This window comes from Corallococcus sp. CA041A (assembly GCF_003612075.1).
In the GTDB taxonomy this organism is placed as follows: Bacteria; Myxococcota; Myxococcia; order Myxococcales; family Myxococcaceae; genus Corallococcus; species Corallococcus exiguus.
In genome coordinates this window covers 1-5,074 of the sequence record NZ_RAWF01000415.1, presented here as the reverse complement: position 1 = coordinate 5,074, position 5,074 = coordinate 1, and the positions used below count along the sequence as shown (strand labels likewise).

At 70.0% G+C, this 5,074-nt stretch carries 4 protein-coding genes; all 4 read left to right on the top strand.

Annotated features, from left to right (window positions below):
- Positions 1-1,506: ELWxxDGT repeat protein (locus D7V77_RS40020; protein WP_233597520.1), on the top strand; the 1,506-nt coding region annotated here is incomplete at its 5' end.
- A gap of 76 nt (positions 1,507-1,582) precedes the next feature.
- Positions 1,583-2,659: an MBL fold metallo-hydrolase gene (locus tag D7V77_RS40015; RefSeq protein WP_120581448.1), complete on the top strand. Its 1,077-nt coding sequence runs from the start codon at positions 1,583-1,585 to the stop codon at positions 2,657-2,659.
- A 59-nt stretch (positions 2,660-2,718) separates the two neighbouring features.
- Positions 2,719-3,621 carry a glycoside hydrolase family protein gene (locus D7V77_RS40010; protein WP_120581447.1) on the top strand — a complete coding sequence of 301 codons (903 nt, stop codon included), beginning with the start codon at positions 2,719-2,721 and terminating at the stop codon, positions 3,619-3,621.
- Between the two features lie 93 nt (positions 3,622-3,714).
- On the top strand, positions 3,715-5,074 hold a 1,360-nt coding region (locus D7V77_RS40005), incomplete at its 3' end, for a serine/threonine-protein kinase (protein WP_147452318.1).

Here is a 5,074-nt window from a genome sequence, read left to right as displayed (position 1 = left end):
GTGGGGGTGGGCTGCGGCGGGGCGCTTCCCGAGGAACTGACGGAGGCGGAACTCGCACAGGAACCCACCTCGGCCCCAGAGGTGACAGCCGAGGGCCTCTGCCTTCCCACCGCCGCGGGCACCCAGCGGGTGAAGACCATCCTGCCTCCTTCAGAGCTGGGCATCCCGCGCTTCGCGCTGGGGCCGGGCAGCTTCGTGGACTTCCAGGGGACGCTGCACTTCGCGGTGAACGATGAGGATGGCCGCCGCGGCCTGTGGCGGAGCACCGGCACGGACGCGGGCACCACGGAGGTGAAGGGCTTCCCGGCGACGGCGGGCAGTTGGACGCCGCTGTTGTCGCAGCTCACCGCCACCCCGGCGCAGCTCTTCTTCCAGGCGCCGGACGCGACGCACGGCGCCGAGCTGTGGGTGAGCAACGGGACGACGGCCGGCACCCGGATGGTGAAGGACCTGACGCCGGGCGTGGAGGACTCGTACCTGACGCACCTGACGGCGGCCGGCTCCACGCTGGTCTTCTTCAAGGAGACGTACGACGCCACGGCGTCCGCCACGCGCTATGAGCTGTGGAGGTCGGACGGCACCGACGCGGGCACGGTGCGCGTGCGCGACTTCGGCACCGGCGTGGACGTGAGCTACCTGGACGCGAAGCAGGGCAACGCGCTGCAGTTCTTCGTGCGCGAGCTCCAGGGCGCCACCTCCCTGTGGCGGACGGACGGCACCTCCGCGGGCACCTTCCAGCTGAAGCGGCTGGACGCGGGCCCCGACACCTACCCGAACGACGTGCGCCCCACCGGCGCGCAGACCCTCTTCAAGCTGGATGAGCCCAGCGGCCTGCAGGAGTTGTGGAAGACGGACGGCACGGCGGCCGGCACGGTGCGGCTGGCGTCCTTCGGCTCCACGCGCGGGATGCGAGTGCTGGGCGCGCTGGGCACGTACGCGTACGTCACGACGACGTCCTACAGCACCCAGTACATGGTCATCTACCGGGTGCCCCTCACCGGCGGGAACCCGGAGCCCGTGGTCACCCTGCCCAATGACTACGCGTCGCAGGGCGAGGCGTTCCCATACATCGATGCCGTGAGCCAGGTGCCGGGAGGCAAGAAGCTGTACTTCGCCGTGGCCATTGGCAGCAACGGCCCCGCGCCGCGCGACACGCAGCTGTGGGTGACGAACGGCACCGCCGGGGGCACCACGCTGCTGCGCCGGCCGCTCAGCCTGTCGGACGAGTACAGCTCGCCGGTGTACGCGGCGGCGGACAACCTGGTCTTCTTCAGCGCCTATCAGGTCACCGACGGCATCGAACCCTGGGTGAGCAACGGCACGGGGGCCGGGACGCGCCGCCTCAAGGACATCGCCGCGCCGGCCCAGGGAGGCTCCTCCTATCCGCGCGAGTTCTTCCGCCTGGGCAGCCGCGTCTACTTCAGCGCCTATGACGACACGCTGAACGCGCAGCTCTGGTCCACCAGGCTCAGCAACGCCTGCGTGGCGCCGGAAGACGCACAGTAGGCGCATGGGGCCTCCCCGCCTGGTCTCCAGGCGGGTGGCCGTGCCCGGCGGATGCGTGGGTGTTAGACACCTTCTCATGCCCACCGTCAGAGACAGCGCGCGCAGCGCGGGACTCCGCCTCGAACGCAGCCGGGCCTCCCGTCAGTTCGAGGAGCACGGCTTCCGCAACACCGCCCCCGTGGGGGCCGGCCTCCAGGGGAACGCGCTGCCCCTGCTGGGCGAATACTTCTTCGGAGGCGCGCAGCGCACGCCGCCCGCGCCGCTGCCGGTGGATGATCCGCGCGGCGCCTGGACCCGCGCGCCGGACACCGGCCTGCGCGTCACCTGGCTGGGCCACAGCACGATGCTGCTGGAGGTGGACGGGGCGCGCGTGCTGACCGACCCCGTCTTCGGCGACCGGGTCTCGCCCGTGTCCTTCGCGGGCCCCAAGCGCTTCCACGCCACGCCCGTGCCGCTGGACGCGCTGCCGGACCTGGACGCGGTGCTGGTGTCGCACGACCACTTCGACCACCTGTGCCGGAGCACCATCCGGGCGCTGGCGAAGCGGCGGGTGCCCTTCGTCACCGCGCTGGGCGTGGGGCGCCACCTGGAGGCCTTCGGCGTGGCGCCGGAGCTGATCACCGAGCTGGACTGGTGGGAGGAGCACCGCGTGGGCCCGGTGGCCTTCCGCGCGACGCCCTCGCAGCACTTCTCCGGCCGCGGCCTGGGCGACCGCAACAAGACGCTGTGGGCGTCGTGGGTGCTCACCACGGACAAGCACCGGCTGTTCTTCAGCGGCGACACCGGCCTCACCACGGAGTTCGAGGAGATTGGCCGGCGATGCGGCCCCTTCGACCTGGTGATGCTGGAGGTGGGCGCGTTCCACCCGAGTTGGGGCGGCATCCACCTGGGCCCGGAGAACGCGCTCAAGGCGCACGCCATGCTGGGCGGCGGCACGCTGATGCCGGTGCACTGGGGCACCTTCAACCTGGCGCTGCACGCGTGGGACGAGCCCGTGGAGACGCTGGTGAAGCTGGCCACGGAGCAGCAGGTGCGCCTCTTCACGCCGGGCCTGGGCCGGAGCCTGGAGCCCTCGCGCGTGGAGGGTGTGACGCCGTGGTGGCGCGACGTGGGCGAGCCCCGCCTCGTGGCCCCGGCTGGCGCCGTGACGTGAAGGCCGCGTGACGCCAGGGCTCGACGCCCACCCGACGCCCGGGCGTAGAGTCCCTGGCCATGCGCCCCTCCCTCCGGATCCCCGTCGCGCTGTCCCTGGCCGTCCTGCTGTCGCCGCTCGTGGCGTGCGACCCCGCGGCCGGGGAGCCCTCAAAGCCAGATGATCAAACGCCCGGCGTGACGAAGAGCGCGAAGCGGGGCCTCGGGTATGGCTATCACTCGGCGGAGGACCTGAAGGCGCTCTCCCCGGGGATGAGCTGGTGGTACAACTGGTCGCCCAAGCCGGAGAGCGGCGCGGCCAGCGTCTACGTCTCGGAGAAGGTCTCCTTCGTGCCCATGGCCTGGGGCGGCACGCCCACGGTGGCCCAGCTCGAATCGGAGATTCCGGCGGGCGCGCAGGTCCTGCTGGGATTCAACGAGCCCAACTTCAAGTCGCAGGCGAACAAGACGCCCCGCCAGGCCGCGGCACTCTGGCCCGTGCTGGAGGAGGTGGCCCGCCGCAAGGGACTCAAGCTGGTGTCCCCGGCGGTGAACTACTGCGGCGACTGCGTGTCGGAGGACGGCGTCACCTTCACCGACCCCGTGGTGTACCTGGATGCCTTCTTCAAGGCCTGCGCGAACTGTCAGGTGGATGCCATTGCCATCCATTGGTACGCGTGCGACCTGAGCGCGCTCAAGTGGTACGTGGGGCAGTTCAAGAAGTACAACAAGCCGCTCTGGCTGACGGAGTTCGCGTGCGGCGACCGGCCGCACAACGAAATCACCGTGGACGTGCAGAAGAAGTACATGGTGGATGCCATTGGCTATCTGGAGACGGAGCCCTCCATCGAGCGCTACGCGTGGTTCTCCGGCCGCAACAATGAAATCCCCTCCATCAACCTGCTGGGCGCCTCGGGTGAGCTGACCGAACTGGGCCGCCTGTACGTCACGCTCGCCGCCGGGGCCGCGCAGCCGTCGCCCTGACCGGGGTGAGGTTCCAACCTACACACAGGGTTGGACAGACGCGAAGACGTCTATTCGGTGCTCCTGGGATTCTGGGGCTAAAGTAGACGTCTCATGGCGCTCGACGCGGGGGACACCTTCGGAAGGTATGAGCTGGTGTCCTGGCTGGGCCGGGGCGGCATGGCGGAGACGTGGCATGCCCAGCTGGTGGGCGCGGCGGGCGTCACCAAGCCCGTGCTCATCAAGAAGGTCCTTCCGGAGTACGCGGACGACGAGGCCTTCATCTCCATGTTCATCAGCGAGGCGCGCATCTCCGCCACGCTGTCCCACGGCAACGTCGCCCAGGTCTTCGACTTCGGGCAGGTGGAGGGCGAGTACTTCCTCGCCATGGAGTTCGTCGACGGCAAGCCGCTCGACAAGGTGCTCAAGCGCGCGATGCGCAGCGGGCTGCCCGCCCTGCCGATTCCCGTGGCGGTCTTCATCGCGATGGAGATGTGCCGGGGCCTGCACTACGCGCACTCGCGCACGGACAGCAGCGGCAAGCCGTTGGGCATCGTCCACCGCGACATCTCTCCGGACAACGTGCTCGTCAGCTACGAGGGCCAGGTCAAGATCGTCGACTTCGGCATCGCCAAGGCGCAACTGCTGCGCGGCTTCAAGACGGCACCCGGCGTGGTGAAGGGCAAATACCTCTTCTTCTCTCCAGAGCAGGCGCGCGGAGAGGACGTGGATGCGCGCACGGACGTCTGGGCCACGGGCGTGGTGCTGTATGAGTTGCTGTGCGGCCGGTTGCCCGTGGATGGTCCGCCGCATGTCGTGATGATGAAGATTGCTCACGGCGAGATTCCACCGTTGAGCCAGCTGAGGCCGGACCTGCCGGAAGCGCTCAACCGCATCGTCCTCCAGGCGCTGAGCCCGGACCCGGCGCAGCGCTTCGCCACCAGTCACGCGTTCGGAGATGCGCTGGCGGGGTTCCTGTATGCGAATCATCCCCGCTTCTCGTCGTTGAGCCTCGCGCACCTGCTGCGCGTGCTGTTCCGGGGAGACCTGCTGAACGAAGGCCGGGAGCTGGCGGTTCCCGACGACTTCCTGGAGGAGCTCAAGGCGTGGCGGAACCCCGTGACGCCAGACCAGGTCCCCACGGTCCCCCACCTCCGGGCCATCAAGACGCCCCGTCCGTCCCCCGCGCCGGTCATCATCACGCGCGAGTCCCAGGAAGAAGAGGCGCCGGATGTGCCCACGGCCGAGGTCGCGCCGGTCCGCCGCTCCCGCTCGCCATGGGTGGGGCTCGCGGTGGGGGGCGCGGCGCTGCTGGCGCTGGGCGGTGGCGTCTGGTGGACACAGGTCCGGCGCGTGCCTGAAGTCCCGCGGGCAGAAAGCTCCACCGTGCCGCCCGTGGTGGCGACGGTGTCGGATCCAGCACCTGCACCCGTGGGCGCGGGTGCAGGAGTGACTCCGGAGCCACCGCCACCTC

Coding starts and splice junctions, on each gene's coding strand:
- D7V77_RS40010 (WP_120581447.1), top strand. CDS start 2,719: ATGCGCCCCTCCCTCCGGATCCCCGTCGCGCTGTCCCTGGCCGTCCTG.
- D7V77_RS40015 (WP_120581448.1), top strand. CDS start 1,583: ATGCCCACCGTCAGAGACAGCGCGCGCAGCGCGGGACTCCGCCTCGAA.